Here is a 26424-nt window from a genome sequence, read left to right as displayed (position 1 = left end):
TCAGGCGCGGAAGGGACCCGTCACCTCGTACGTGATGCCGCCGGAGGAGCTGCCGCTCGTGCCGCGCTGGCTGGAGAAGTACAGGCGCCGCCCGTCGGGGGAGAACGCCGGTCCCGTGATCTCCGAGCCGGACTGGCCGTCGATCCGCAGGAACGGGGCGATCACGTCGTTGGGCGTGATCACGCAGATCTCCATGTTGCCGCCGTCCTCCGCGACGAACAGGTCGCCGGAGGAGCTGCCGGTGATGTTGTCGACGCCGGTGAGCGGGGCCGTGCCGGAGCTGACGAGGGAGTCGTCGTAGGCGAGTTCGTAGGTGTTGTTGGTCAGGTTGACCTGCCAGACGCGGTTGTCGCCCTTGGTGGTGAACCAGACCGTGTCGTCGGCGTAGTGGCAGCCCTCGCCGCCGTTGAAGGACTTCGAGCCGGACACCTGGGAGCGGGTGGCGGTCGGGGAGCCGTCCGGGTCGGGCACGTTCGCCCAGGTGAAGGAGCCGGACGTGGCGGAGCCCGCGACCATCACCTGGAGCGTGCCCGAGGACAGGTCGCCCCAGGTCGCCGGGACGAACCGGTAGAAGCGGCCGTTGGTCTCGTCCTCGGTCAGGTAGACCACCTTGCGGACGGGGTCGGCGGCCGCCGCCTCGTGCTTGAAGCGGCCCATGGCGTCACGGCGCACCGCCGCCTTCACGCCCCACGGGTCGGTCTCGAAGACGTAGCCGAGGGACACCTCCTCGCAGGACAGCCAGGTGTTCCACGGGGTCTTGCCGCCCGCGCAGTTGGTGCGGGTGCCGGAGAGGATGCGGTACGCCCCGGTGACCGCGCCCGTCGAGGAGAACTTGACCGCGCTCGCGCCGCCGGAGGGGTTGATCTCCGAGTTGGACACGTAGATCCAGCCGCTGCCGTCGGCGTAACAGGCGCCGCCGTCAGGGGCGTTGTGCCAGGTGTAGGACGTGCCGGAGACACGCTGTCCGGAACGGGCGATCACCCTGCTGGTGAAGCCGCTGGGGAGTCTGATGCCGTTGGCGTCGGGGGAACCGAGCGCACCGTAGGGGCCTGTGCCCGGCTGGGCGGGGGCCGCGTACGCGGCGCCGCGCCACAGGCTGCCGCCGAGCGCTGCCGTCGAGCCGCCGAGGACGGCCGCACGCAGGAGGTTACGACGTTCCACTGTCACTCCAAGAGGTGCCGTGACCGGCCCCGCCGCCGGTCGGCGGCGGGGTCGTGCGGTCAGGGACGCTAGGCGAGCGGGGTGGACACGCCGTGGACGGCCCGTGACGCGTCGGCGGCGTGCACACGGGCAGGCGGCGCGGCGCCCGTCCGCCCGGTCCTTCTTCAAGTGCCGTGTGTGCACGACCTGTTGACTTCCCGCTGTCGCGTTGGTTGGGTGGCTCATCCACTGAGTCACCGGGTCACCGAGGCGCACCACGGAGGAACCGCATGGAGGCACTGCCCCGCGACACCGTCGTCGACGTCCTGGAAGGGCGGTTGCGCGAGGACATCCTCGCCGGGCGGCACCCGGTCGGCAGCTATCTGCCACCGGAACGCCGGCTCGCCGACGGCTACGGCGTCAACCGCACCACCCTCAAGCACGCCTTCGGCCGGCTCGTCCAGGCGGGCCTGCTGGAGACCAAGCACGGAGTGGGCACCCGGGTACGGGACTTCGCGCGCCTCGGCGGCGCCGACCTGCTGCCCATGCTGGTGCGGCACAGCCCGGACTGGGTGGGCGAGGTCTTCGAAGTGCGCCGCGCCGTCGGCGGGTTGATCGCCGGCCGGGCCGCGGCGCGGGCCACCGCGCGCGACCGCGCCGACCTGCGCGCCCTGCTCGGCGCCGTGCGCGAGGCCGACGGGGGCGCGGACGTCCAGCTCGCGGACATCGAGGTGCACCGGGCCCTGGCCCGCGCGACCGGCAACCGCGTCTACGTCCTGCTGACCAACACCCTCTTCAACGCCTATCTGCCGGTGCGCGCCGCCCTGGTGGGGCCCTTCACCGACCCGGAGGCCGCCCACGCGCGGCTCGCACCGGTGGTGGACGCCGTGATGGCCGGTGACGAGGACGGCGCGCGGCAGGCGGCCGAGGCCTATCTCACCGCGACCGAGCGGATCATGCTGGAGGGACTCGCGTGACGGCCGGGACGGACACCCCCGCCGGGCCGGGCGCCGGCGCGCGGCGGACACCGGGGACACGGGGCACGGCGTTCCGCGAGACGATGCTCGGCACGGTCCGGCTCGACGGCGAGGACCGCACCCGCCGGATCCGCCTGGACCTGCGCGTGACGGCGGACCGGGTGCTGCGGCTCCTCGCCACGACCCGGGCGGCCGCCACCGGACGCCTGCGGATCGCGGGCCTCGCCGACGACCCCGGGACCCGGGGCGAGCTGGAGATCTCCCCCCTCGCCAGGCGCCGGATCCGCTACCGCCTGAGCTTCACCGCCGACGGCCGCCACCTCACCCTCGACGGCTGGAAGTCGCTGACCCCGCGCCACCCGCTCACCTCGATGACCGTGCTGCCGTTCACCCTGTACGAGAACGGGACGCGGGCGGGCACCGGCACCCTGCGGTTCCCCCTCACCACCGGCCTCGCGCCGTTCCTCGCGAGCTTCCGCTTCCCCCGCCGTCAGGACGCGCACGCGCTCATGGCGCCCCGCTGGAACGGAGAGCCCGGACGCACCGAGGTCTGGTACACCACCCTCACCGACCCGGCCACCGGCACCGGAGTCTGGCTCCACCACGAACTCACCGCGCCCGCCGACGGATCCCCGCCGTACGCGCACGGCTGGGCCGCCGCCTTTCCCGCGCGGGGACCCGTGCGGCACGCCCGCTTCGGCCCGGCGCCGTGGGACCGGCCCGGCGACGGATTCGCGGCGGCGGGCGTCGCGGCCGGCCCCGGCCGGCTCACCGGAGCGGCGGACACCTTCCACTGGGACCTCACCGAACGGGCCGCCGACGAGCCGCTGTTCACCTTCCCCCGCTGGTCATGGCGCCGCCCTCTGCTCCCCGCCGCCCAGATCCTGCCCGCCGCGCGCGCCGCCTACGACGGGACCTTCACCTACGAGGGCACCACCCTGACCCTCGACGGCGCCCCCGGCGGCTCGGCCCGCATCTACGGGCACGGCAACGCCCGCCGCTGGGCCTGGCTGCACGCCGACCTCGGCGACGGAGACGTCCTGGAGGTGGTCGCCGCGGTGTCCATGCGGCCCGTGCTGCGCCGGCTGCCCCCGCTGGTGTTCCTGCGGCTGCGCCGCGGCGGCGAGACCTGGCCGCGGCGTGCGGAGCGCGGCGCGATCGGCTGGGCGGGCCTCGGCCGGTTCCGCGCCGACGTCGCACTGCCCACCTGGACCGTGACCGGCCGCGCGGGACTGCGCCGCATCCGGGTCCAGGTCACCCAGCCCGCGGAGCGCACCCTCGCCCTCGACTACACCGACCCGGACGGCACCCCCGCACTGTGCCGCAACAGCGAACGCGCCGACGCCCACGTCCTGCTGGAGCGCAAGTGGTGGCCCGGGGGCTGGCGCACCGAGGCCGAGTGGCACCTGGACGGCACGGCCCACGCGGAGGTGGGCACCCGATGAGCCTGACCGGATTCGTGGCCGCGCTGCTCGCCGACGACGGCACCGAGCCCTGGCCCGCCCGGGTGCCCGCCCGCCTCGACCGCGTCCTCGACGCGATGCCGCTGCCCGCCCGCTCCGGCGTACGGGCCGCCGCGCTCGCCGTCGACGCCTACGCCGTGGCCCGCACGGGACGCGGACTCGCCCGCCTCACCCCCGCCGAGCGGGAGTCGGTCCTCGCGGGCCTGGGCGGGCACCGTGCGCTGCTCCCGCTCCTGGACGTGCTCAAGGTGCCCGTCCTGCTGGCGGCCGGTACCGAACGCCTGCTCCAGGACGGGGCGAAGCCCGTCGCGCCGGCGCCCCCCGACCCCCCGCTCGACTGCACGCCCGCCGGTGCCTGGCCCGCCCGCTCCACCGCGGACGCCGTAGTCGTAGGCTCCGGCGCGGGCGGCGCCGTCGCGGCCCGCACCCTGGCCCGCGCCGGACTCGACGTCGTCGTACTGGAGGAGGGGCACCACCACTCCACCGCCTCGTTCGGCGGACGGGCCCCGCTGGACCGGTTCGCCGAGCTGTACCGCGACGGCGGCGCCACCGTCGCCCTCGGTGACCCGCCGCTGCTGCTGCCCGTCGGCCGGGCGGTCGGCGGCACCACCGTGGTCAACTCCGGCACCTGCTACCGCACCCCCGGCCACGTAGTGGCCCGCTGGCGCGACGACTTCGGCTTCGCGCTCGCCGAGCGCCTCGGGCCCTGCCTCGACGAGGCCGAACGCACCCTGCGCGTCGCCCGTCAGCCCCTCGACGTGCTCGGCACCAACGGGCGGCTCGCGCTGGCCGGTGCCGAGAGGCTCGGCTGGCGGGCCGCGCCGCTGCGGCGCAACGCGCCCGGCTGCAAGGGGTCCTGCCAGTGCGTGGTGGGCTGTCCCACCGGGGCCAAGCAGAGCGTCCAGCTCTCCGTCCTGCCCGACGCCTGTGCCGCCGGGGCACGCATCGTGACCGGCGCCCGGGTACGCCGGGTCCTCGTGGACGGCGACCGGCCCGGCGGGCCGCGTGCGGCGGGCGTGCGGGTGCGACGGGACGGCGGCGGGGAGTTCGAGATCCTGGCGCCGCTCGTGGTGGTGGCCGCCGGCGCCCTCCAGTCGCCGCCGCTGCTGCGGCGCTCCGGCCTCGGCGGCCACCCACGGCTCGGCCGCAACCTCAGCGTCCACCCGGCCACCAGCGTCGCCGGGCGGTTCGCCGAGCCGGTCCTCGCCTGGGAGGGCGTACTGCAGAGCGCCGGCGTCGAGGAGCACCACGGCGAGGGCATCCTGATCGAGGCCACGGCCACCCCGCCGGGCATGGGGTCCTTCGTCCTGCCGGGCCTGGGCAGGCGGTTGCGCGGTGAGCTGGCCGACGCGGGGCACCTCGCCACGCTCGGCGCGATGATCGCCGACCGCCCCTCCGGCCGGGTCATGGGCCGCGAGCGCACGCTGCTCCGCTACGACCTGGACCCCCGTGACGCGGGCCGGCTGACCCGGGCCGTGCGCGCCATGGGCGAGCTGCTGCTCGCCGCGGGCGCGCGCGAGGTCCTCACCGGCATCCCCGCCGCTCCGCGCGCCCGCACCCTCGCCGAACTGGACGCCGTCCTCGCCCGGGTGAGCGCGCGCAGCCTGCATCTGTCGGCCTACCACCCCACCGGCACGGTGGCCGCGGGCGCCGACGCGCGGCGGGCCCCGGCCGACCCGGTGGGACGGCTCCGGGGCGTGACGGGAGTGCTGATCACCGACGCGTCCGTGCTGCCGAGCTGCCCCGAGGTGAACCCGCAGCTGAGCATCATGGCCGCCGCCCTTGCGGTCACCGAGGCGTGGCTGGAGCGGTGAGGCGGCGGGCGGGAGCGGCCCCGCCCCCTGCGCTCAGGCCGCGCGCACCTCGTACGTGCGCACCTGTACGGTCTCGTCGTCCAGGCACTGCCCCGACAGCAGGTCGAAGCGCTGCTTGAGCAGAGGGGAGGCGACGAACGGGCGCCCCTGGTGGGTGCCGGTCAGGCCGCGGGAGAGGACCGCCGCGCCGGTGAACGGATCGCGGTTGCCGAGGGCGTACAGGCCGCCCGCCCGGTCGCGGAAGACGGCGGCCTGGTCCCCGTCCGGCAGCAGCGCCGCCACTCCCCGGCCGGGCAGGAGCCGGCGCAGGTCGCAGACCGCGAACCAGCCGTCGGCCAGCTGGAGCTGGATCACGAGGTCGGTCGTCTCGGGTGCCAGGGTCATCGCTGAGCGGTTCCTTCCAGGACGTCTGCCGCACGGGGCAGGCCGATCGACAACAGCGGCAGGTCGGGCTTGATCTGGTCGCGTTCGGGAACGAAGGCGACGACCGGGTCGGGGGTGTCGGGCGCGTTCACGAAGGAGACGAAGCGGGCCAGCTTCTCGGGATCGGCGATGGTCTCGGCCCACTCGTCGCGGTAGTGCGCGACGTGCGCCGCCATCAGGCGCTCCAGTTCCTCGCAGATGCCCAGGGAGTCCTCGACCACCACCTCCCGCACGTGGCCGAGGCCGCCGGGGACGCGCTCCAGCCATGTCGAGGTGCGCTCCAGGCGGTCCGCCGTGCGGATGTAGAACATCAGGAAGCGGTCGATCAGGCGGATCAGCTCGGCGTCCGACAGGTCCTGCGCCAGCAGGTCCGCGTGGCGCGGCGTCGCCCCGCCGTTGCCGCCGACGTAGAGGTTCCAGCCGTTCGACGTGGCGATCACGCCGAAGTCCTTCGACTGGGCCTCGGCGCACTCCCGGGCGCAGCCCGAGACCGCCGACTTGAGCTTGTGCGGGGAGCGCAGGCCCCGGTAGCGCAGCTCCAGGTCGATCGCCATCCGGACCGAGTCCTGCACGCCGTAGCGGCACCAGGTCTGCCCCACGCAGGACTTCACCGTGCGCAGCGACTTACCGTACGCGTGGCCCGACTCGAAGCCCGCGTCCACCAGGCGTGTCCAGATCAGCGGCAGCTGCTCGACGCGCGCGCCGAACATGTCGATGCGCTGGCCGCCGGTGATCTTGGTGTAGAGCCCGAAGTCCCGGGCGATCTCCCCGATGACGATCAGCTTCTCCGGGGCGATCTCACCGCCGGGGATCCGGGGCACGACGGAGTACGAGCCGTTCCGCTGGAGGTTGGCGAGGAAGTGGTCGTTGGTGTCCTGAAGGGCCGCCTGCTCGCCGTCCAGGACATGGCCGCTCGCGCCGATCGCCGGGGCGAGCGAGGCGATGATCGAGGCGACCGCGGGCTTGCAGACCTCGCAGCCGTCGCCACCCCGGGCGCCCTGCCTGCCGTGGCGGTCGAGGAGGTCCTGGTACGACGTGACGCGCAGCGCGAGCACGATCTCGTACAGCTCCTCGCGGGTCTGCGCGAAGCAGCCGCACAGCCCCTTGTCGACCTCGACGCCGCTCGCCTCCAGCTCGGCGGTGACCAGCTGGCCGAGCACCTTGACGCAACTGCCGCAACCTGTCCCGGCCTTGGTGCACTTCTTCACCTCGGGGACCGTCACGCACCGGTGGTCCGTCACCGCGCCCCGCACGGCGCCCTTGGTGACGTTGTGGCAGGAGCAGATCACCGCGTCGTCGGGGAGCGCGGACGGGCCGAGCTGGGCACCGCCGCCGGAACCGGCCGGCAGCACCAGGGACTCGGGGGCGACGGGCGGGACGGAGCCGGTGAGGGCGCGCAGGGTGCCGTACGCCTCCGCGTCACCCACGAGGACACCGCCGAGCAGCGTGCCGTCGCGGCCGATGACGAGCTTCTTGTACAGGCCGCTGCGGGAGTCGGAGTAGACGACGTCGAGACAGTCGGCCGTGGTGCCGTGCGCGTCGCCGAAGGAGGCCACGTCCACGCCGAGCAGCTTGAGCTTGGTGGAGAGGTCGGCGCCGACGAAGGACGCCTCGTCGGCGGCGATCGTCGCCGCCGCCGTCGCGGCCTGCTCGTACCCCGGGGCGACCAGGCCGTACACCCGGCCGTCCACCGCCTGGGCGCACTCGCCGATCGCGAACACGCGCGGGTCGCTGACCGTCCGGCACCGCTCGTCGACGGTGATGCCGCCGCGCTCGCCGACCGCCAGCCCGCAGTCGCGCGCCAGCTGGTCGCGGGGACGGACGCCGGCGCTGAACACCACCAGGTCGACGGCGAGTTCACCGCCGTCGGAGAGCCTCATGCCGCTGACGCGGCCCGCGGCGTCCGTGACGATCTCCTGCGTGCCCGTGCCGGTGTGGACGCTCAGCCCCATGCCCTCGACGGTGCGCAGCAGCGCCGCGCCGCCGCCGTCGTCGACCTGCACCGGCATCAGGCGCGGGGCGAACTCCACGATGTGGGTGGACAGGCCGAGGCCCTTGAGGGCGCCCGCCGCCTCCAGGCCGAGCAGGCCGCCGCCGACCACCGCGCCCACCCGGGCCCCCTCCGCGGCGCGGGCCTCGATGGCGAGCAGGTCCTCGATCGTGCGGTACACGAAGCAGCCGTCCGCGTCCTTGCCGGGGACCGGTGGGACGAAGGGGTAGGAGCCGGTGGCGAGGACCAGGACGTCGTAGGCGACGACCTCGCCGGAGCGCGCCGTGACCGTGCGGGCCGCCCGGTCGATCCGCTCCGCCGGGTCACCGAGGCGCAGGTCGATGCCGTGCTCGGCGAGGAACGCCTCGTCGGTCAGGGAGAGGTCCTCGGGGGTGCGGCCGGAGAAGTACGAGGTGAGCTGGACGCGGTCGTAGGCGGGACGCGGCTCCTCGCAGAGCACGACCACGCGGTGCGTCCTGGTCAGGCCGCGCTCGGCGAGCGCTTCGAGGAAGCGCTGGCCGACCATGCCATGGCCGACGAGCACGATCGTGGGGGTGTCTGCGGACATTCAGGAGCCTCCGTCGTGGGTGAGCAGGTGGAGCAGGGGGCCGTCGGCGGGGAGCGGCTCCGCCCCCTCCCAGGCGCGGGCGAGGGCGCCGACGGTGCCGAGCTCGCCGACGAGCACCCCGCCGACCAGCCGGTCGTCGCGGACGACGACCTTCCGGTAGGTGCCCCGGGTGGCGTCGGCGAGCTGCACGACGTCGTCCCCCGGGCGGGGCTGGGTCTCGCCGAACGCGGCGAGGTCGAAGGGGGCCAGGCCCGCGGGGGCCCGGCCGGCGAGGGTGAGGCGGGTGAGGGCGCGGGTGCCGGTGTAGCGCGCGGTGGTGCTGCCGGACAGCAGGGCGGCGAGGGTGTCGGCCTGGTCGAGCGCGGGGGCGGCGAGGCCGTAGAGGGTGCCGTCGTGCTGGGCGCAGTCGCCGATCGCGTGGATGTGCGGGTCGGAGGTGCGCAACTCGTCGTCGACGAGGACGCCCTCGCCGACGGTGAGCCCCGCCGTCCGGGCCAGCCCCACACGGGGGCGGACACCGCAGGCCAGGACCAGCAGGTCGGCGTCGAGGGTGTAGCCGTCGGCCAGCTCGACGGAGCGGACGGCACCGGCGACGACCCGCACGCCGCGCACCCGGCACTCGGTGTGCACCTCGACGCCGAGATCCCTCAGATGGCGTCCGACCAGCCGGGAGGCGGCCGGGTCGAGCTGCCGCTCCATGAGCCGCTCGGCCTGCTGGGCGAGCACGACCTGCGCCCCGCGCACCGCGAGCGCCCGGGCGGCGGAGACCCCGAGCAGCCCGCCGCCGATGACGACGGCGCGCGCCGAGGGGCGGACCGCCTTGGACAGGCCCAGGCAGTCGTCCATGGTGCGGAACGCGTGGACGCCCTCGGGCAGCTCCCGGCCGCCGGGGGTGAACAGGCCGCGTAGCGGCGGCAGCACCGGGTTCGAGCCGGTGGCCAGCACCAGCGTGCCGTAGGGAACCACCGAGCCGTCCGCGCAGCGCACGGTCCGCGCCTCGCGGTCGATGCCGGTCACCCGTGCGCGCAGCGGCTCCGCCGGGGCGGTGAGGCCCGGCAGGGCGATCACGTCCGGCTCGTAGCGGCCGGCGAGCACCTCGGCGAGCAGGACCCGGTTGTACGGGCGGTGCTCCTCCTCGCCGACGAGCAGCGCGGGCGTGCCGAGCTCACCGAGCCGCCGGGCGAGCCGTGCACCCGCGAGGCCGGAGCCGATCACCACCACACGCGTATCCGAGGTCATGCCTCGCAGCGTGCGGGGCGGGTGTTACCCGGCGGCATCACCTCTGTTTCCCACCGGGAACGCTGCCCTCAGCGGGGGCGGGGCCCGGCTGTGAGGGCCCCGCCGGTGGGGCGGGAGCCCCGGGATAGGGTCGCGATCATGCCCGACATACCCCTTGCCATGGTCGCCGCCCTGTGCCTGGCCGCCCTCGCGGCCGGCTGGATCGACGCCGTGGTCGGCGGGGGAGGCCTGGTGCTCCTGCCCGTCCTGCTGCTGGGGCTCCCCGCCGGCACCCCGGCCGCGTACGCGCTCGGCACCAACAAGGCCGTCGCCATCGTCGGCACGACCGGGGCCGCCGTGACGTACGCCCGCAAGGCCCGCGTGGACGTCCCGATGGCGATCCGTATCGGCCTGGCCGCGCTCGCGGGCTCCTGCGGCGGGGCCTTCTTCGCGGCCGGGATGAGCACGGAGGTGCTCAAGCCGCTGATCATGGTGGTGCTGCTCGCCGTGGCCGCCTTCGTGATCCTCAAGCCCGCCTTCGGCACCGCCCCGGCGCCGGGCCCGGTCACCCGGCGCCGCGTCCTCGCCGCGATCGGCCTCGCGGGCCTGGGCATCGGCTTCTACGACGGCCTGGTCGGCCCCGGGACCGGTACCTTCCTGGTCCTGGCCCTGACCGCCGTGCTCCACCTCGACCTGGTCACCGCCTCCGCCACGGCGAAGATCGTCAACTGCTGCACCAACGCCGGCGCCCTGGCGACCTTCGCCTGGCAGGGCACCGTGCTGTGGCAGCTGGCCGCGGTGATGGCCGTGTTCAACCTCGCGGGCGGCACCCTGGGCGCGCGCACCGCGCTGAAGAAGGGCAGCGGATTCGTCCGGGTGGTGCTGCTGACGGTGGTGTTCGCCCTGGTGGCGAACCTGGCCTACGAACAGTGGCTGGCCTAGGGCTTGTCGGACAGGCCCTGCGCGTCGCCGGTGAGTAGTAGTTCGATCACCCCCGTGGTGTCCTCGGCGCCGTGACCGGCGGCCAGCCGGCGCTCCATGAGTCCCATGAACGGCGTGAGCAGCTCCGTGCTGACGCCCTGCTCCTCGGCGGTGCGCAGCAGCGTGGCGTTGGCGGCCACCTGCATGGCGAGGCCGGACACCACGTCCTTGGTGTAGTCGCCGCCCGCCAGCCTGTCGGCGGTGTCCAGCGCGGCCGGCGCCATCGCGGTCAGCCAGGACACGAGCAGCGGGGCGAACTCGCGCGGCGCGATGTCCTCCCCGCGGATCAGCGCGAAGGCGTGGGTGATGCCCGCGAACATGCCGTCCATCGCGCTGAGCAGCGCCACGTCGTGCAGCGCGGCGAAGCCCGGGTCCGGGCCGACGTAGCGGACGCCGGCCGGGACCGCCAGGGTGTCGCGGTGCTCCTCGAACAGCCCGGACGAGCCGCTGTACAGCACGTAGGCCCCGGACGCCGGGTCGCCGACCATCGGCGGAACGGCCATGACACCCGCGTCCAGGAACCGGGCGCCGCGCTCCGTCGCCCAGGCGGCGCGGGCGCGGCCCTGGCCCGGCGTGCCGGTGGTGAGGTCGACGAGGTCGCGGCCGGACAGCTCGGCGCCCGCCAGGACCTCGCCGACCGAGGCGTCGTCCAGCAGACAGGCGATCACCAGCTTGTTCGCGGCCACCGCGGCGGCCGCGCTGCCGGCGACGGCGGCGCCCTCGGCGGCGAGGGGCTCGGCGCGGGCGGGGGTACGGTTCCAGACGGTGACGGGGTGGCCGGCGGCGAGCCACGCGCGGGCGAGGGCGGTGCCCATGGCGCCCGTGCCGAGGAGGGTGAGCGGGGTCGGGGAAGAGGTGTCTTCGGTCATGGCGTTCAGCCTCGGTGAGGGGAAACGGCCTGCTCAAGTACGTACTTGCGAGTGGGTGGTTACCTGGGGGGAAGCGTGCAGGCAGCGGGAGGACGGGGTGGAGCGGACATGACGGTGGGACGACGGCCGGGCGCGTACGTGTGCGGGATCGACGCGGCGATGGATGTGATCGGCGGGAAGTGGAAGGTGCTCGTCCTGTGGGCGCTGCACGTGCGGCCGCACCGCTTCGGCGAGCTGCGCCGGGAACTGCCCGGGGTGACGGAGAAGGTGCTCGCGGCGCAGCTGCGGGAGCTGGAGGCGGACGGGATCGTGCACCGCGAGGTGTACGAGGAGGTGCCGCCGAGGGTGGAGTACTCGCTGACCCCCCGGGGTGCGGCCCTCAACGAGGCGCTGGAGCCGCTCGGCGCGTGGGGGAGCGCCCATGTGCTCGCACGGTCCCCGGAAGGCGTCACGCGCTCCCCGTGAGATGGGCGAACACCACGACGTTGCCCTGGTAGCCGGTGCTGCGCGAGTAGCCGCCGCCGCAGGTGATCACCCGCAGCTCGGGACGGGCCGCCGCGCCGTACACCTTCTCGTCGGGGAAGTCCTTGGCGTCGTAGACCTCGATCGCGTCCACCAGGAACCGGGCGACGCTGCCGTCCCGGCGGTCCACCTCGATGGCGCTGCCGCGCTTGAGGGCGCCGAGGCGGAAGAAGACGGCGGGTCCCTCGGTGTTGTCGACGTGCCCGGCGACGATGGCGGTGCCGGTCTCCCCGGGCGTGGTGCCCGCCTCGTACCAGCCGGCGAGGTTCTTGTGCGCGGCGGGCGGCACGTCGAGGCTGCCCGCGCGGGTCAGGCCGAGGCCCATCAGGGGTGCGTCCACGCGGATCTCGGGGATCCGGATGCGGTCGGGCGGGGACGGCGGCAGTCCCGGCGCCGCCTGCTGCCGCAGGGCCGTGCCGACCCGCGCCTCGGCGGCCGACGGCTGCGGGGGCGCGTCGCCGCCGGTCAGCAACCACGCGCCGGCGCACAGGGCGAAGACGGTGACGCCGGCTATCGCGACGTCGCCGGTGTTGCCGTACCTGCCCATGTCGGCCTCCCAGCTCGACTGTTCCACCCGTTCCCCCTCCGGGCCGCGAGGGGCGTCGGACCCGGAGGGGGTGGGGACTTGCGGTACCGGCGGACGGACAGCGGAGGGTGTCCGTCAGATCCCGTCGCCTCTCGCCCGGCGATGCAGGAGCCAGGTACCGCCCGCGCCGGCGACGGCGAGAGCCGCCACGCCGGCCGCGGTCTGCACGGGGTCGGAGCCCAGAGCGCCGCCGACCCCCGTCTTCACAATTCCCTTCGGGTGCACATAACCCCGCGCCGACTCCATGACGACCACCAGGTCACCACGGACCTCCGGCCCACCCCCGGGGCACTTCGCGACGATCTCGTACGTCCCCGGCTGCGCGCTGGCGGGCACCCGGAACTGCCCGATCGCGTCGCCCTCGTGCGTGCTGGGCGCCAGCGTGAAGCGCCCGGCGCCCACCGCGCTGGCGTCGCCCTCGGCCGTGCCGTCCTTCCCGCAGGCCGTGGTGTTCACGGTGACGTCACCGCCGGGCACCGCGGTGGACGGGAAGACCTCCAGGCCCGCGCCGTCGGCGGCGTACACGGGCGCGTCGAGCGACCCCGCGGTGGCGACCGCGAGTGCCGTACCGATCAGCAGACGGGCGGTGCGTCGCATCGATGCTCCTCACGAGCGTCTCCGGCGGGCAACGGCCCGCGGCACCCCCATGTGCCGCCGTCGGTCGCCCCTGCACTTCCGAGGTAAAGGGCAGGACGGCGAGCCCGCTTGCTGAGGGGCCGTCAGATTTACGGTGAACGGGTGCCCCCGGCCCCCCGCGAGGTGCGCACTCCCGTGCGTTTCAGCAGGTCAAGGGCTCTCGGAAAGAAGGGCGGGGAAAAGTATCCGAAGGGGGCGAGAGGGAGGTGTGAACGGGTGACCCCGCCTCGGGGACACGGCGAGGCCGGCCGTCTCCGGGGTGAGTCGGGGCGACTCGGAGACGACCGGCCTCGGGGCGAGTGCGCTGCTCAGCCCACGTTCACCGCGCTCCAGGCCGCCCCCACGGCCGAGTGCTCCACGCTGTCCGCCCCGTACAGATCCGCCGCGGCCTTCAGGGTCGCGGTGCGCGCTCCGGCGTAGTCCGTCGACGAGGTCATGTACACCGTCAGCGCCCGGTACCAGATCGCTCCCAGCTTGGCCCGGCCGATGCCCTCGACCGCGGAGCCGTCGCAGGTGCGGGAGTCGTGGGCCGCGCCGTTGATCGCCTTGGCGCCGCTGCCCTCCGCCAGCAGGTACGCGAAGTGGTTGCCGATGCCGGAGGAGTAGTGGACGTCGAGGCCGGCGGCGGCGGAGCTCCAGCAGTCGGCCGAGAGGCCGTCGCGCGAGGGGCGGTCCATGTGGCGCAGCGCCTCCCGCCCGAAGCCCGCGCGCACGACCTTCTCGCCGATCAGCCAGTCGCCCTTGTCCGACGCGTTGCCCGCGTGGAACTCCACCAGGGTGCCGAAGATGTCGGAGGTGGACTCGTTCAGCCCCCCGGACTCGCCCGAGTACGTCAGCGCGGCGGTCTTGGAGGTCACGCCGTGCGCCATCTCGTGGCCCGTGATGTCGAGGGACACCAGCGGTCCCATGTTCGTGCCGTCACCGTCGCCGTAGGTCATGCAGAAGCAGGTGTCGTCCCAGAACGCGTTGTTGTACCGGGTGCCGTAGTGGACCCGGTTGTACGAGCCCTTGCCGTCGCCCGCGATGCCGTTGCGCCCGTGGACGTCGTGGAAGTAGTCCCAGGTGGTGTCGGTGCCGTACTGGGCGTCCACCGCCGCAGAGACCCGGTCCGTCGTCGTGCCGTCGCCCCACTGGTTGTCGGCGTCCGTGAAGACGGTCGAGGGGGCGCGCACGACGCAGATGGTGCCGAGGAGACACAGGTCGGAGCGGTTCGCGGCGTCACCGGTGTACGTGCCGCCCCGTGTCGGGTCCGTGAGCTGGTACGACGATCCCGTGGCCGTCGTCTCCAGCGGCACCGTCCCGCCGTACAGCGAACTCCCCTTGCCCTCCGCCGACTCCAGGGTGTCCCAGGCGTCGATCTGCGCGCCGCTGCGGGCGTCCGTCAGCACCGTGCGCGCGACCGGGTTGCCCCGGCCGTCCAGTGCGGCCGCTTCGGTCCGCCACGCCAGTCTCGGTGTGCCGTGCAGGGCGTCGACGACCAGTTCCGGCTTGGCCGTCAGCCGCTTCAGCGCCTCACCGAGACGCGTGGCGCGCAGGGAGTTGGCGGCGTGGTCGGCGGCCTTCGGAGCGGAGAGCAGGGGCGTGACCGACGGCAGGGACAGGGCGGCGCGGGTGGCCCGGCTCGCCCCGCGGTAGCTGCCGTCCGGGGCCAGATGGACGACGAAGTCGCCGCCGAGGACCGGGAGTCGTTCGTAGGTGCGGTCGTAGCGGACGTGCTGGGTGCCGTCCTGGTCGACGATCACGTCCCGGACCGTCGTGCCCTGGGCGGCGGTCAGGCCCAGGGCGTCGGCCTGTCGCGCGAGCGCCGCGGCCGCGTTCTCGACCGCCTGGTCCCGGGTGGGCCGCTCGGCCGCGCCCGCGGCGGTGGGGGAGAGGGCGGCGGCCAGCAGCGCGGCGGTGGCGGCGGTGACGGCGAGGCGGGAAGCTCGCGCGTGCCGTATTCGACTCATCGGTCTCCTCGGGAAGGCGCCGAAGTGGGGGGCGGCGCAGACGTTCACCGAGGTTTACGCGATCATGACTTGTCATGTCCATAGGCGTCCGGTGTGGGTGTGTGAGGGGTGAGAATCGTTTCTGTGACCCTCCCGTTCTTCGTCTACGGCACCCTCCGCCCCGGTGAGCCCCACCACGACACGTTCCTGCGCGGCCGCACCCGGACCGAGGAGGCGGCCCGCCTCACCGGCGCGGTGCTCTACGAAGGACCGGGCTATCCGTACGCCGTGGAGGAGTCCGGCGCGGTGGTGACCGGCGAACTGATCACGCCACTGCCGGACGCCTACGGCGAACTCCTCGCCGCGCTCGACCGGTTGGAGGAGTACGCGCCCGGAGACGCCCGCAACCTCTACGAGCGCGTCGCCCGCGACGTCGTCCGGGACACCGACGGCGCGACACTGCGGGCCTGGGTGTACGTCGCCGCCCCCGCGGTCGCCGCCCGGCTGCGGGCCGGGGGCGAGCGGATCGAGGGCGGGGACTGGCGGGCGCGCAGGTGAGCCCCGCGCGGCCTGCGCCGTGACCGTGCGGTCTACGCCGTGGCCGCCTCGCTCACCTGCGTCGCGGCCGCCGGCTCCGACCCGGCTTCCAGGGCTTCCCCGGATTCCGGGCCTACCGCGGCTTTCACGGTTGCCACGGCTTCCACGCGCACCGCGCACACCTTGAACTCCGGCATCCGCGAGACGGGGTCCAGCGCCGGGTTGGTGAGGGTGTTGGCGCGCCCCTCGCCGGGCCAGTGGAACGGCATGAAGACCGTGTCCGGGCGGATGGACGGCGTGATCCTCGCCGGTGCCACCGCCCGCCCCCGCCGGGACACGACCGCCACCGGGTCGCCCTCGGCCGCGCCCAGCCGCCGCGCCAGGTGCGGGTGCAGCTCGACGAAGGGTCCGGGCGCGGCGGCGTTCAGCTCGTCGACGCGGCGGGTCTGGGCGCCGGACTGGTACTGGGCCACCACCCGTCCGGTGGTCAGCACCACCGGGTACGCGTCGTCGGGTTCCTCGGCGGCGGCCCGGTGCGCGACGGACACGAAGCGGGCCAGGCCGTCCTCGGTGGCGAAGCGGTCGAGGAAGAGCCGGGGAGTACCGGGGTGCACGCCCACGGGCGCGCCGGGCCGGCGTCCGCCGGACGCGGGGGCCACCCCTGCCGCCCCCGGCGCGCGGACAGGTGCGGCCGGGTCCTCCACGTTCGCCGGGCACGGCCAGAACACCCCGTTCTCCTCGGCGAGACGGCGGTAGGTGATGCCGGAGTAGTCCGCGGGACCGCCCGCGCTCGCCCGGCGGAGTTCCTCGAAGACCTCCTCGGGGTCGGTCGGGAACCCCTTCTCGACGCCCAGCCGGGCGGCGAGTTCGTGCAGGACCTCCAGATCGCTGCGCACCCCCTCCGGCGGGGTGATCGCCCGCCGGCGCAGCAGCACCCGGCCCTCCAGGCTGGTCGTCGTGCCGCTCTCCTCCGCCCACTGCGTCACGGGCAGCACGACGTCGGCGAGGGCCGCCGTCTCCGACAGCACCACGTCGCACACGGCGAGGAGGTCGAGGGACCTGAGGCGCTCCTCCACGTGCGCGGCGCGCGGCGCGGACACCACCGGGTTGGAGCCCATCAGCAGCAGCGCCCTGACGTCGCCGCCGAGCGCGTCCAGCAGCTCGTACGCGCTGCGGCCGGGGCCCGGCAGGCTGTCGGGGTCGACGCCCCACACCCCGGCCACGTGCCGCCGCGCCGCCGGATCGGTCAGCTTGCGGTACCCGGGCAACTGGTCGGCCTTCTGCCCGTGTTCGCGTCCCCCCTGGCCGTTGCCCTGGCCGGTGAGGCAGCCGTACCCGGACAGCGGTCGGCCCGCCCGACCGGTCGCCAGGCAGAGGTTGATCCAGGCGCCCACCGTGTCCGTGCCCTTGGACTGCTGCTCCGGCCCGCGCGCGGTGAGCACCATCGCGGCCTCCGGCTCGCAGAACAACCGCACCGCTTCCCTCAGTTGCGGTACCGGCACGCCGGTCATCCGCTCGACGTACTCCGGCCAGTGCGCCATCGCCGCGGCCCGCGCGTCCTCCCAGCCGCTCGTGCGCTCCCGGATGAACTCCTCGTCGGTCCGCCCCTCGGCGACGACCAGGTGCAACAGGCCCGCGGCCAGCGCGAGATCGGTACCGGGCCGGGGCGCGAGGTGGAGGTCGGCCTGCTCGGCGGACCTGGTGCGGCGCGGGTCGACGACGATCAGCGTGCCGCCGTTGTCCCTCAGCTCGGTCAGGTATCGCAGCGCCGGCGGCATGGTCTCCGCGAGGTTCGAGCCGACCAGGATCACGCAGCCCGTCCTCGGGATGTCCTCCAGCGGGAACGGCAGCCCCCGGTCCAGCCCGAACGCCCTGGTCCCGGCCGCCGCGGCGGACGACATGCAGAACCGCCCGTTGTAGTCGATCTGCGAGGTGCCGAGCACGAGGCGGGCGAACTTGCCGAGCGAGTACGCCTTCTCGTTGGTCAGCCCGCCCCCGCCGAACACGCCCAGCGCGTCGGGTCCGTGCGCCGACCGGATCGAGGACAGCCCCTCGGCGATCCGGCCGAGCGCCTCGTCCCAGGTCGCGGGCGTCAGCACGCCGTTCTCGCGGACCAGCGGCGAGGTCAGCCGCACCCGCGATGACAGCACCGCGGGCGCCGTCCGGCCCTTGCCGCACAGCGCCCCCCGGTTCACCGGGAAGTCCGGACGCTCACCGACCTCGACGGTCCCGTCCGGGGCGGGCGTGAGAGTCATCCCGCACTGCAGGGCGCAGTACGGGCAGTGCGTGGGCGTCGCGGAGGGGTCCATGCGGGCCAGCGTGCGGGGCCGGTGTTACGTGCCGGGTCGGCTCCTTGTTACACGGGCGCGACGGTGATCTCCCCGCCGGGCCCGGTCCGCCGTGAGGTGCCGAGGTGGCTCAAAAGGGCGCAGGTCTGCGACCAATTCCGGTCAAGATTCAGTCGCCCCTTGTCACTCCTCCTCCGCGGCGAGTGCCCGTTCCACCCCCTGCTCGCGCGGCCCGAGGAACCGCGGATCCGGCTCCAGGACGACGTCCAGCGCGGCCTTGCCCGCCGCGAGGATCTCCCGGACGCCCCCGTAGTACCAGGTCGCGTCGTGCCGCTCGTCCACCCCGACGCCGTACGACGTGACCCCCGCCGCCTCGCACAACGCGACCGCGCGCCGGATGTGGAAACCCTGGCTGATCAGCACCGCCTCGTCGACCCCGAAGATCTTCCGGGCCCGCACGCAGGAGTCCCAGGTGTCGAAGCCCGCGTAGTCGCTGACGATCCGGGCGTCCGGGACGCCGTGCCGGGTGAGATAGCCGCGCATCGCGTCCGGCTCGTCGTAGTCCTCGCGGCTGTTGTCGCCGGTGACGAGGACCGCCCGCACCCGCCCCGCGCGATACAGCTCGGCGGCCGCGTCCAGACGGTGGGCGAGGTAGGGCGACGGCTCGCCGTTCCACAGGCCGGCGCCGAAGACGACCGCGACCTCGGTGCGGGGCGCGTCGGCGGTCGTGCGCAGCCGGTCGTCCGTGCTCACGTACATCCACGTCGACGGCAGCAGCGCGAGCACGCACCCCGCGAGCAGCGCCTGCACCAGTCGCCGCTGCCCGGTCCGGGTGCGCGGCAGACGCGGTCGGCGGATCTTCATGGGATGCCCTCCCGGTCGGCTCCGACACGTCGGCGACACATCGGTTCGACACGAAGAGACGCTCCGCGAGGCCCGAGAGTTCCGTGGCCGTCGTCACGTCCCTCGCCGAAACCCCAGGTCACCCCGCCTCACACCGCGCCGGTCCCGGACGGTGAACCCGACGAAAACACCCGTGACGCCCGCGCAACGGGGCGGCAACGTCGGGGCGCAACGATCGGTTCATGACCGCGTTGCTCCCGCTTCACGACGAGTCCGGCCAGGGCCCCGGGTCCCCGGCGCTGGTCCTGGTGGCCCACGGCAGCCGCGACCCGCGCACCCTCGCCACGGTCCACGCCCTGCTCGACCGCGTCCGCGAGCTGCGCCCCGGCCTGCGGGTGCGCCTCGGCCACATCGAGCTGAACGAGCCCCTGCTGCCCGACACCCTCGCCGCCCTCGGCGACGACGACGCGATCCTCGTACCTCTCCTGCTCAGCCGCGGCTACCACGTCAAGCAGGACATCCCCGAGATGGCCGCCGCCGCGCGGGCCCGCACCCGGGTGGCCGCGCCGCTCGGCCCGCACCGCCTCCTCGTGGAGACCCTGTGCGCCCGTCTCGCCGAGGCGGGCTGGCGCGGCCCCGTGACGGAGTCCGAACGCCGCTCGAGTGCCGTGGTGCTCGCCGCGGCCGGCTCCCGCGACCCCGACGCCGCGACCGACACCGGCCGCACCGCGCGGCTCCTCGCCGCGCGCCTCGGCGTCCCGGTCCTTGCGGCCTACGCCTCGGCCACCTCCCCCACGGTGGCGCAGGCGCTGCGCGCCCTCAGGGCGCAGGGCCGTCAGCGCACGGCCCTGGCCTCGTACTTCACGGCGCCGGGCCGCTTCGCGCGCGAGTGCGCGCAGGCGGCGCCGGGCATCACCGCGGCCCCCTTGGGAGCCCACCCCTTGATGGCCCACCTCGTACTCACCCGCTACGACGAGGCAAACTCCCCCACCCGCCCCCTCCTCCACCAACCGGCGCCCGCCTGACGTCCTCAGGGGCGCGGGGAACTGCGCGACAAGCCACGATCCACCCGCACCCGCCCCAGCACCCCCGCGGCCCTCCGACAACCGGCGCCCGCCTGACGTCCTCAGAGGCGCGGGGAACTGCGCGACAAGCCACGATCCACCCGCACCCGCCCCAGCACCCCCGCGGCCTCCGACAACCGGCGCCCGCCTGACGTCCCCAGGGGCGCGGGGAACTGCGCGACAAGCCACGAACCACCCGCACCCGCCCCCGCACCCCTGCGGCCCTCCGACAGCCGGCGCCCGCCTGACGCCCCCAGGGGCGCGGGGAACTGCGCGACAAGCCACGATCCACCCGCACCCGCCCCAGCACCCCGCGACCCGCGGCCCTCCGACAACCGGCGCCCGCCTGACGCCCCCAGGGGCGCGGGGAACTGCGCGACAAGCCACGATCCACCCGCACCCGCCCCAACACACCACAACCCGGCAGACGCGTACGCGTTTGTCACCCCCTGCACTTACTGTCGAGTCATGGAAGGCACCGCACAGCAGCCGCACGAGAACCACATCCCTCCCCCCGGCTACGACCCGACGTCGGTCGAACGCTGGGCCCCCGAGCCCGACAAACGCCCCGGCCGCACAGCCTTCCAGCGCGACCGCGCCCGCATCCTGCACTCCGCCGCCCTGCGCAGGCTCGCCGGCAAGACCCAGGTGGTGACCCCCGGAGGGACCGGCGCGGCCTGGGACCCCAGCCCCCGCACCCGCCTGACCCACTCCCTGGAATGCGCCCAGGTGGGCCGCGAACTCGGCGCGGCCCTCGGCTGCGACCCCGACCTGGTCGAGGCCGCCTGCCTCTCCCACGACCTCGGTCACCCGCCCTTCGGCCACAACGGCGAACAGGCACTCAACGAATTCGCCGAGGACTGCGGCGGTTTCGAGGGCAACGCCCAGTCCCTCAGGCTCCTGACCCGCATCGAGCCCAAGCGCTTCACCCCGGACGGCTCCGTGGGCCTCAACCTCACCCGCGCCGCCCTCGACGCCGCCACCAAGTACCCCTGGCCGCGCGGCGCCCACCCCACCGACCCGGCCTCCCCGAAGTTCGGTGTGTACGAGGACGACCGCCCGGTCTTCGACTGGGCCCGCAAGGACGCCCCCGGCACCCGCATCTGCTTCGAGGCCCAGGTCATGGACTGGTCGGACGACGTGGCGTACTCGGTGCACGACGTCGAGGACGGCCTGCACGCCGGCCACATCGACCCCAACTGCCTGCACGCGGAGCCGGAACGGCGGGCGGTGTTCGAGGTCGCCGTCGGCCGGTACGTCCCGGCGGACACCGACCCGGCCGAGCTCGCCGCCGCCCTCGACCGGCTCCTCGACGAGGAGTGGTGGCCGCACGGCTACGACGGCACGGCCCAGGCGCAGGCCCGCCTCAAGGACGCGACCAGCCAGCTCATCGGCCGCTTCTGCCTGGCCGCCGAGACCGCCACCCGCGGAGCGTACGGCGCCGGCCGGCTCACCCGGTACGTCGCCGAACTGGTCGTCCCCCGCGAGACCCGGATGGAGTGCGCGGTGCTGAAGGCGGTCGCCGACCGGTACGTCATGCAGCGTGCCGAACAGGCCCGGCTGCGCGCCGATCAGCGGGTCGTCGTCGCCGAACTGGCGGAGGCGCTCACCGCCCGCGCCCCGGACGGACTGGACCCGCAGTTCCGCGCGTTGTTCGACCATGCGCCCGACGACCGCGCCCGCAAACGGGTGATCGTCGATCAGATCGCGTCCCTGACGGACGCCTCGGCGCGCTCGCTCCACGTGCGGCTGACGGCGCACCTGTGAGACCGGCGCTCCACGGGGCCCCCACCAGGCGCCGAAGGTGACCCTGCGTGGCCTGATCGGGGCACCCCCTCTTCCCGCATCACGCTGCGTGCGGGACGCTCGCATATGACCGCACGTTGAACTCGCACGGGGCGGCACGATTAAGAGGAGGCATCAAGTGGTCGACGCGGATCAGACGTTCGTCATCGTCGGAGGAGGGCTCGCCGGTGCGAAGGCGGCCGAGACGCTGCGGGCGGAGGGCTTCAGCGGCCGGGTGATACTGATCTGCGACGAACGCGACCACCCGTACGAGCGCCCGGCCCTCTCGAAGGGCTATCTGCTCGGCAAGGAGGAGCGCGACAGCGTCTTCGTGCACGAGCCCGCCTGGTACGCGCAGAACGACGTCGAACTGCACCTCGGCCAGACCGTCGACGCCATCGACCGCACGGCGAAGACGGTCCGCTTCGGCGAGGACGGCACCGTCGTCCGCTACGACAGGCTGCTGCTGGCCACCGGTTCCGAGCCCCGCCGCCTGGACGTCCCCGGCACCGACCTGGCCGGCGTGCACCATCTGCGCCGCCTCGCGCACTCCGAGCGGCTGCGCGGCGTCCTGCAGTCGCTGGGCAGGGACAACGGCCATCTGGTCGTCGCCGGCGCGGGCTGGATCGGCCTGGAGGTCGCGGCGGCGGCCCGGGAGTACGGCGCGGAGGTCACGGTCGTCGAGCCGGAGCCGACCCCGCTGCACGGTGTGCTCGGCCCGGAGCTGGGCGCCCTCTTCGCCGAGCTGCACCAGGACCACGGTGTCCGGTTCCGTTTCGGGGTCCGGCTGACCGAGATCGTCGGCCAGGACGGCATGGTGCTGGCCGCCCGCACGGACGACGGCGAGGAGCACCCCGCGCACGACGTGCTGGCCGCGATCGGCGCCGCCCCCCGGACCGGGCTGGCCGAGGCGGCGGGCCTGGAGATCGCGGACCGGGCGCACGGCGGGGGCGTCGTGGTCGACGAGCGGCTGCGCACCTCCGACCCCGACATCTTCGCCACCGGCGACGTCGCCGCCTTCCCGCACGCCCTCTTCGACACCCGCATCCGCGTCGAGCACTGGGCGAACGCGCTGAACGGCGGCCCGGCCGCGGCAAGGGCGATGCTGGGCCGGCCGGTCAGGTACGACCGGGTGCCCTACTTCTTCTCCGACCAGTACGACCTGGGCATGGAGTACTCCGGGTGGGCGCCGCCGGGGACGTACGACCAGGTGGTGATCCGCGGGGACGCGGGCAAGCGGGAGTTCATCGCGTTCTGGCTGGCCGAGGGCCGGGTGCTGGCCGGGATGAACGTGAACGTGTGGGACGTCACAGAGCCCATCCAGAACCTGATCCGCTCGCAGGCGCCCCTGGACGCCGACGCCCTGGCCGACCCGCACGTCCCGCTGGACAGTCTGCTCCCGTAGCCGACGGGACTGTCGTTCCGTCCCCGTAGAATCACCTCGTGGCAGGACGGATCAATGACGAGGACGTGAAGGCGGTACGGGACGCGGTCCCGATCGACGCCGTCGTGTCCGAGTACCTCCAGCTGCGGAACGCGGGCGGCGGCAACCTCAAGGGGCTGTGCCCCTTCCACGACGAGAAGTCGCCGTCCTTCCAGGTCAGCCCCAGCAAGGGACTCTTCCACTGCTTCGGCTGCCAGGAGGGCGGCGACACCATCACGTTCGTGATGAAGGTCGACCACCTCTCCTTCTCGGAGGCCGTGGAGCGCCTCGCCGCCCAGGCCGGCATCACCCTGCGCTACGAGGAGGGCGGCTACAACCCCGCCCATCAGCGCGGCGAGCGCATCCGCCTGGTCGAGGCCCACAAGATCGCCGCCGAGTGGTACGCGGAGCAGCTCGCCACCGGCCCGGAGGCGGAGACCGGCCGGGTCTTCCTCGCCGACCGCGGCTTCGACCAGTCGGCGGCCCTCCACTTCGGCGTGGGCTACAGCCCCCAGGGCTGGGACCACCTCACGCGTCATCTCCGCGGCAAGGGCTTCACCGACAAGGAGCTGCTGCTCTCCGGTCTCTCCCAGGAGGGCCGCCGCGGCCCCATCGACCGCTTCCGCGGCCGGCTGATGTGGCCGATCCGGGACATCGGCGGCGAGGTCGTCGGCTTCGGCGCCCGCAAGCTCTACGAGACGGACAACGGCCCGAAGTACCTCAACACGCCCGAAACGGCGATCTACAAGAAGTCCCAGGTCCTCTACGGCATCGACCTGGCCAAGAAGGAGATCGCCAAGACCAGCCGCGCGGTGGTGGTCGAGGGCTACACGGACGTCATGGCCTGCCACCTCGCCGGTGTGACCACCGCCATCGCCACCTGCGGCACGGCGTTCGGCGGCGACCACATCAAGATCCTCCGCCGCCTCCTCATGGACAACGGCTCGGCCCGCGTGATCTTCACCTTCGACGGCGACGCGGCCGGCCAGAAGGCGGCGCTGCGCGCCTTCGAGGACGACCAGAAGTTCGCCGCCGAGACCTACATCGCGATCGCGCCGGACGGCATGGACCCCTGCGACCTGCGGCTCGCCAAGGGCGACGACGCGGTGTCCGACCTGGTCGAACCCCGCACGCCGCTCTTCGAGTTCGCCCTGCGCCAGATCGTCGTCCGCTACGACCTCGACACCCCGGCCGGCCGGGCCGCCGCTCTCGACGAGGCCGCCCCGATCGTCGCCCGGATCAAGAACAGCGGCGCCCAGCACGAGGTCGCCGTCCAGCTCGCCGGCATGCTCGGCATCCTGGACACCCAGTTCGTGGTCAAGCGCGTGGCGCAACTGGCCCGCTGGGCCCGGGACCGCGGCGGCAAGGGCCCGGCGCCGACGCGCCCGCAGCAGCCGTACGACGCCGCCCCCGCGCCCCGGACGTCGGGCCCGGCCCTGACGCTGCGCAACCCGGTGTACGCCACCGAGCGCGAGCTCCTCAAACTCGCTCTCCAGCGACCCGAGCTGGTCTCCCCGGCCTTCGACGCCTACGGCGTCGACGAATTCACCGCCGCGCCCTACGCCGCCGTACGCCAGGCGGTCCTGGACGCGGGCGGCGCCGAGTACGGCGTGCAGGACCCCCAGCAGTACCTGATCCGGGTCCGGGAGGCGGCCCCGGACGACGCCGTCCGCGCGATGGTCACGGAGCTGGCGGTCGAGGCGATCATGCGCCGCACGGTCGACGAGGCGTACGCGGGGGAGCAGCTGGTCTGGGTCCGCCGCCGGGCCGTCGACCGCCGCATCCAGGACGTCCAGAGCACCCTGGCCCGCCTGGGCGGCAGCGGCGACGCGGCCCAACTGGCGGCCGTGCAGAACGAGTTGTGGGTGCTCCAGCAGTACGGCCAGGCCCTGCGGGAGCGCGGCGCCGCCGCTCTGTGACCCCCGGGCGGACCGCCCCCCGGGCCCCGCGATGACCGCCCCGTCACGGGCCGGACGCAAAAAGTCACCGCACGCCCCTCGTGGCGGCGATGTGTCGTACCCCACACTGGGTCCCGGTGCCTGAGTCCTCGGAGCGCGGCCGATCCGTCCCCGACGGATCCCTCGCCCCCGCTGTTCCGCTCGTCGCGTACGGGACGGACAGCGGCGAGGCCGCCGACTCCGTCCCCCGAGCAGCGCTGCCGCACGTCTCAGCAGCGATCATCCTGGAGGTCGCCCCCGTGCAGACCCAGACCCTCATCCAGACCGACGCCGGCAGTGCCACCGGCGCCGACGGCAGCGCGCCGGACGCGGAGCCCGGAGTACTGGTGGCCGTGCCGCCGCAGGGCCGGGCCGCGCGCCACCCGGAGACGGAACCGCCCGAGGTCACGGAGACCGCCGGGCACCCCGAGGAGGCCGCCGACGCGGAACCGGTGATCCAGGACGAGCCCGTGGAGCCGCCCGTGCCCAGCCGGGCCGACACCGGTGGCCCGTCCTCGGACCTGTTCCGCCAGTACCTGAGGGAGATCGGCCGCATCCCGCTGCTCAGCGCGGCCGAGGAGGTCGAACTCGCGCGCCGGGTCGAGGCCGGACTGTTCGCCGAGGCGAAGCTGAGCGGCGCGGCCGACCTGGACTCGCAGCTGGCGCTGGACCTGGACCGCCTGGTCGTCATGGGCAGGATGGCCAAACGCCGTCTCATCGAGGCGAACCTGCGGCTCGTCGTCTCGGTCGCCAAGCGGTACGTCGGCCGCGGCCTGACCATGCTGGACCTGGTGCAGGAGGGCAACCTCGGCCTCATCCGCGCGGTCGAGAAGTTCGACTACGCGCGCGGCTACAAGTTCTCCACGTACGCGACCTGGTGGATCCGCCAGGCCATGTCCCGCGCCCTCGCCGACCAGGCCCGCACGATCCGGGTCCCCGTCCACGTGGTCGAGTTGATCAACCGCGTGGTCCGGGTGCAGCGCCGGATGCTCCAGGAACGCGGCTACGAACCCACTCCCGAAGAGGTCGCCGCCCAGCTCGACCTGCCGCCCGAGCGGGTCGGCGAGGTGCTGCGCCTCGCCCAGGAGCCGGTCTCCCTGCACGCCCCCGTGGGCGAGGAGGACGACGTGGCCCTCGGCGACCTGATCGAGGACGGCGACGCGGCCAGCCCCGTGGAATCGGCCGCCTTCCTCCTCCTGCGGGAGCATCTGGAGGCGGTCCTGTCGACCCTGGGCGAGCGGGAGCGCAAGGTCGTCCAGCTCCGCTACGGCCTGGACGACGGCCGCCCCCGCACGCTGGAGGAGATCGGCCGGATCTTCGGCGTCACCCGCGAACGGATACGCCAGATCGAGTCGAAGACCCTGAACAAGCTGCGCGACCACGCCTTCGCGGACCAGCTGAGGGGCTACCTGGACTGACCCGTGACCCGGGG

Annotated in this window: 21 protein-coding genes; 11 read left to right on the top strand and 10 right to left on the bottom strand. The window is 74.2% G+C overall.

Features of this window, described 5'->3' with window-relative positions; translation table 11 throughout:
• Nucleotides 1-1161, bottom strand: coding sequence for an alkaline phosphatase PhoX (locus tag ACIP2X_RS26335; RefSeq protein WP_401676987.1), 1161 nt, complete (start codon nt 1159-1161; stop codon nt 1-3).
• Between the two features lie 269 nt (nt 1162-1430).
• On the opposite strand from ACIP2X_RS26335, the gene ACIP2X_RS26330 reads away from it, so the two are divergent.
• From ACIP2X_RS26330 to ACIP2X_RS26320, 3 genes are read left to right on the top strand one after another with little or no spacing between them, the layout of a single operon-like run.
• A complete protein-coding gene (locus tag ACIP2X_RS26330; protein ID WP_401676985.1) occupies nt 1431-2117 on the top strand; it encodes a FadR/GntR family transcriptional regulator in 687 nt (228 codons plus the stop codon).
• Nucleotides 2114-3562 carry a hypothetical protein gene (locus tag ACIP2X_RS26325; RefSeq protein ID WP_401676983.1) on the top strand — a complete coding sequence of 483 codons (1449 nt, stop codon included), beginning with the start codon at nt 2114-2116 and terminating at the stop codon, nt 3560-3562. The genes ACIP2X_RS26330 and ACIP2X_RS26325 overlap by 4 nt, the downstream gene beginning before the upstream one ends.
• Nucleotides 3559-5394 (top strand): GMC family oxidoreductase N-terminal domain-containing protein, encoded by a 1836-nt coding sequence (locus tag ACIP2X_RS26320; RefSeq protein ID WP_401676980.1) that lies wholly within the window; start codon nt 3559-3561, stop codon nt 5392-5394. Before ACIP2X_RS26325 ends, ACIP2X_RS26320 begins: the two co-directional genes overlap by 4 nt.
• A gap of 33 nt (nt 5395-5427) precedes the next feature.
• Here the strand turns inward: ACIP2X_RS26320 and nirD are convergent, their stop codons facing one another.
• From nirD to ACIP2X_RS26305, 3 genes are read right to left on the bottom strand one after another with little or no spacing between them, the layout of a single operon-like run.
• A complete protein-coding gene (gene nirD, locus ACIP2X_RS26315) occupies nt 5428-5778 on the bottom strand; it encodes a nitrite reductase small subunit NirD (RefSeq protein ID WP_401676979.1) in 351 nt (116 codons plus the stop codon).
• On the bottom strand, nt 5775-8375 hold the full coding sequence (gene nirB / locus ACIP2X_RS26310) for a nitrite reductase large subunit NirB (RefSeq protein ID WP_401676977.1): 2601 nt from the start codon (nt 8373-8375) through the stop codon (nt 5775-5777). The genes nirD and nirB overlap by 4 nt, the downstream gene beginning before the upstream one ends.
• Nucleotides 8376-9614 (bottom strand): NAD(P)/FAD-dependent oxidoreductase, encoded by a 1239-nt coding sequence (locus ACIP2X_RS26305; protein WP_401676975.1) that lies wholly within the window; start codon nt 9612-9614, stop codon nt 8376-8378.
• A 138-nt stretch (nt 9615-9752) separates the two neighbouring features.
• Here ACIP2X_RS26305 and ACIP2X_RS26300 point away from each other — a divergent pair, with 138 nt between their 5' ends.
• Nucleotides 9753-10535 carry a sulfite exporter TauE/SafE family protein gene (locus tag ACIP2X_RS26300; RefSeq protein WP_401676974.1) on the top strand — a complete coding sequence of 261 codons (783 nt, stop codon included), beginning with the start codon at nt 9753-9755 and terminating at the stop codon, nt 10533-10535.
• Here ACIP2X_RS26300 and ACIP2X_RS26295 read toward each other — a convergent pair.
• Complete coding sequence (locus tag ACIP2X_RS26295) at nt 10532-11443, bottom strand: NAD(P)-dependent oxidoreductase (protein ID WP_401676972.1); 912 nt, start codon at nt 11441-11443, stop codon at nt 10532-10534. The genes ACIP2X_RS26300 and ACIP2X_RS26295 overlap by 4 nt on opposite strands.
• A 108-nt stretch (nt 11444-11551) precedes the next feature.
• On the opposite strand from ACIP2X_RS26295, the gene ACIP2X_RS26290 reads away from it, so the two are divergent.
• Nucleotides 11552-11908 (top strand): winged helix-turn-helix transcriptional regulator, encoded by a 357-nt coding sequence (locus ACIP2X_RS26290; protein WP_401676970.1) that lies wholly within the window; start codon nt 11552-11554, stop codon nt 11906-11908.
• On the opposite strand, the gene ACIP2X_RS26285 is transcribed toward ACIP2X_RS26290, so the two are convergent.
• From ACIP2X_RS26285 to ACIP2X_RS26275, 3 genes are all read right to left on the bottom strand, one after another.
• Nucleotides 11892-12512, bottom strand: coding sequence for a class F sortase (locus tag ACIP2X_RS26285; RefSeq protein ID WP_401677249.1), 621 nt, complete (start codon nt 12510-12512; stop codon nt 11892-11894). The two genes, ACIP2X_RS26290 and ACIP2X_RS26285, sit on opposite strands and share 17 nt — an antisense overlap.
• A gap of 114 nt (nt 12513-12626) precedes the next feature.
• Nucleotides 12627-13148 (bottom strand): hypothetical protein, encoded by a 522-nt coding sequence (locus ACIP2X_RS26280; RefSeq protein WP_401676968.1) that lies wholly within the window; start codon nt 13146-13148, stop codon nt 12627-12629.
• Between the two features lie 347 nt (nt 13149-13495).
• Nucleotides 13496-15136 carry a M4 family metallopeptidase gene (locus tag ACIP2X_RS26275; protein ID WP_401676966.1) on the bottom strand — a complete coding sequence of 547 codons (1641 nt, stop codon included), beginning with the start codon at nt 15134-15136 and terminating at the stop codon, nt 13496-13498.
• Between the two features lie 123 nt (nt 15137-15259).
• Here ACIP2X_RS26275 and ACIP2X_RS26270 point away from each other — a divergent pair, with 123 nt between their 5' ends.
• On the top strand, nt 15260-15673 hold the full coding sequence (locus tag ACIP2X_RS26270) for a gamma-glutamylcyclotransferase family protein (RefSeq protein ID WP_401676964.1): 414 nt from the start codon (nt 15260-15262) through the stop codon (nt 15671-15673).
• 32 nt (nt 15674-15705) lie between these two features.
• On the opposite strand, the gene ACIP2X_RS26265 is transcribed toward ACIP2X_RS26270, so the two are convergent.
• Entirely contained in the window at nt 15706-17961 is a 2256-nt protein-coding gene (locus ACIP2X_RS26265; protein ID WP_401676962.1) for a molybdopterin oxidoreductase family protein, read from the bottom strand.
• A gap of 162 nt (nt 17962-18123) precedes the next feature.
• Nucleotides 18124-18804 carry a vancomycin high temperature exclusion protein gene (locus tag ACIP2X_RS26260; protein WP_401676960.1) on the bottom strand — a complete coding sequence of 227 codons (681 nt, stop codon included), beginning with the start codon at nt 18802-18804 and terminating at the stop codon, nt 18124-18126.
• A gap of 221 nt (nt 18805-19025) precedes the next feature.
• On the opposite strand from ACIP2X_RS26260, the gene ACIP2X_RS26255 reads away from it, so the two are divergent.
• The 5 genes from ACIP2X_RS26255 to ACIP2X_RS26235 all read left to right on the top strand — a co-directional run bounded on the left by ACIP2X_RS26255 (nt 19026) and on the right by ACIP2X_RS26235 (nt 26410).
• Entirely contained in the window at nt 19026-19808 is a 783-nt protein-coding gene (locus tag ACIP2X_RS26255) for a sirohydrochlorin chelatase (protein WP_401676958.1), read from the top strand.
• 507 nt (nt 19809-20315) lie between these two features.
• A complete protein-coding gene (locus ACIP2X_RS26250) occupies nt 20316-21614 on the top strand; it encodes a deoxyguanosinetriphosphate triphosphohydrolase (protein WP_401676956.1) in 1299 nt (432 codons plus the stop codon).
• Between the two features lie 157 nt (nt 21615-21771).
• Nucleotides 21772-23037 carry an NAD(P)/FAD-dependent oxidoreductase gene (locus ACIP2X_RS26245; protein ID WP_401676954.1) on the top strand — a complete coding sequence of 422 codons (1266 nt, stop codon included), beginning with the start codon at nt 21772-21774 and terminating at the stop codon, nt 23035-23037.
• Nucleotides 23038-23075: 38 nt separating this feature from the next.
• The gene (gene dnaG, locus ACIP2X_RS26240) at nt 23076-24974 is read left to right on the top strand and encodes a DNA primase (RefSeq protein ID WP_401676952.1); all 1899 of its coding nucleotides are present in this window, start codon (nt 23076-23078) and stop codon (nt 24972-24974) included.
• A gap of 116 nt (nt 24975-25090) precedes the next feature.
• A complete protein-coding gene (locus tag ACIP2X_RS26235) occupies nt 25091-26410 on the top strand; it encodes a sigma-70 family RNA polymerase sigma factor (RefSeq protein WP_401676950.1) in 1320 nt (439 codons plus the stop codon).
• Nucleotides 26411-26424 lie beyond the last annotated feature (14 nt).

It is taken from the genome of Streptomyces sp. NPDC089424 (assembly GCF_044749345.1).
Classification (GTDB): domain Bacteria; phylum Actinomycetota; class Actinomycetes; order Streptomycetales; family Streptomycetaceae; genus Streptomyces.
This window is presented reverse-complemented; position numbering and strand designations above follow the sequence as displayed.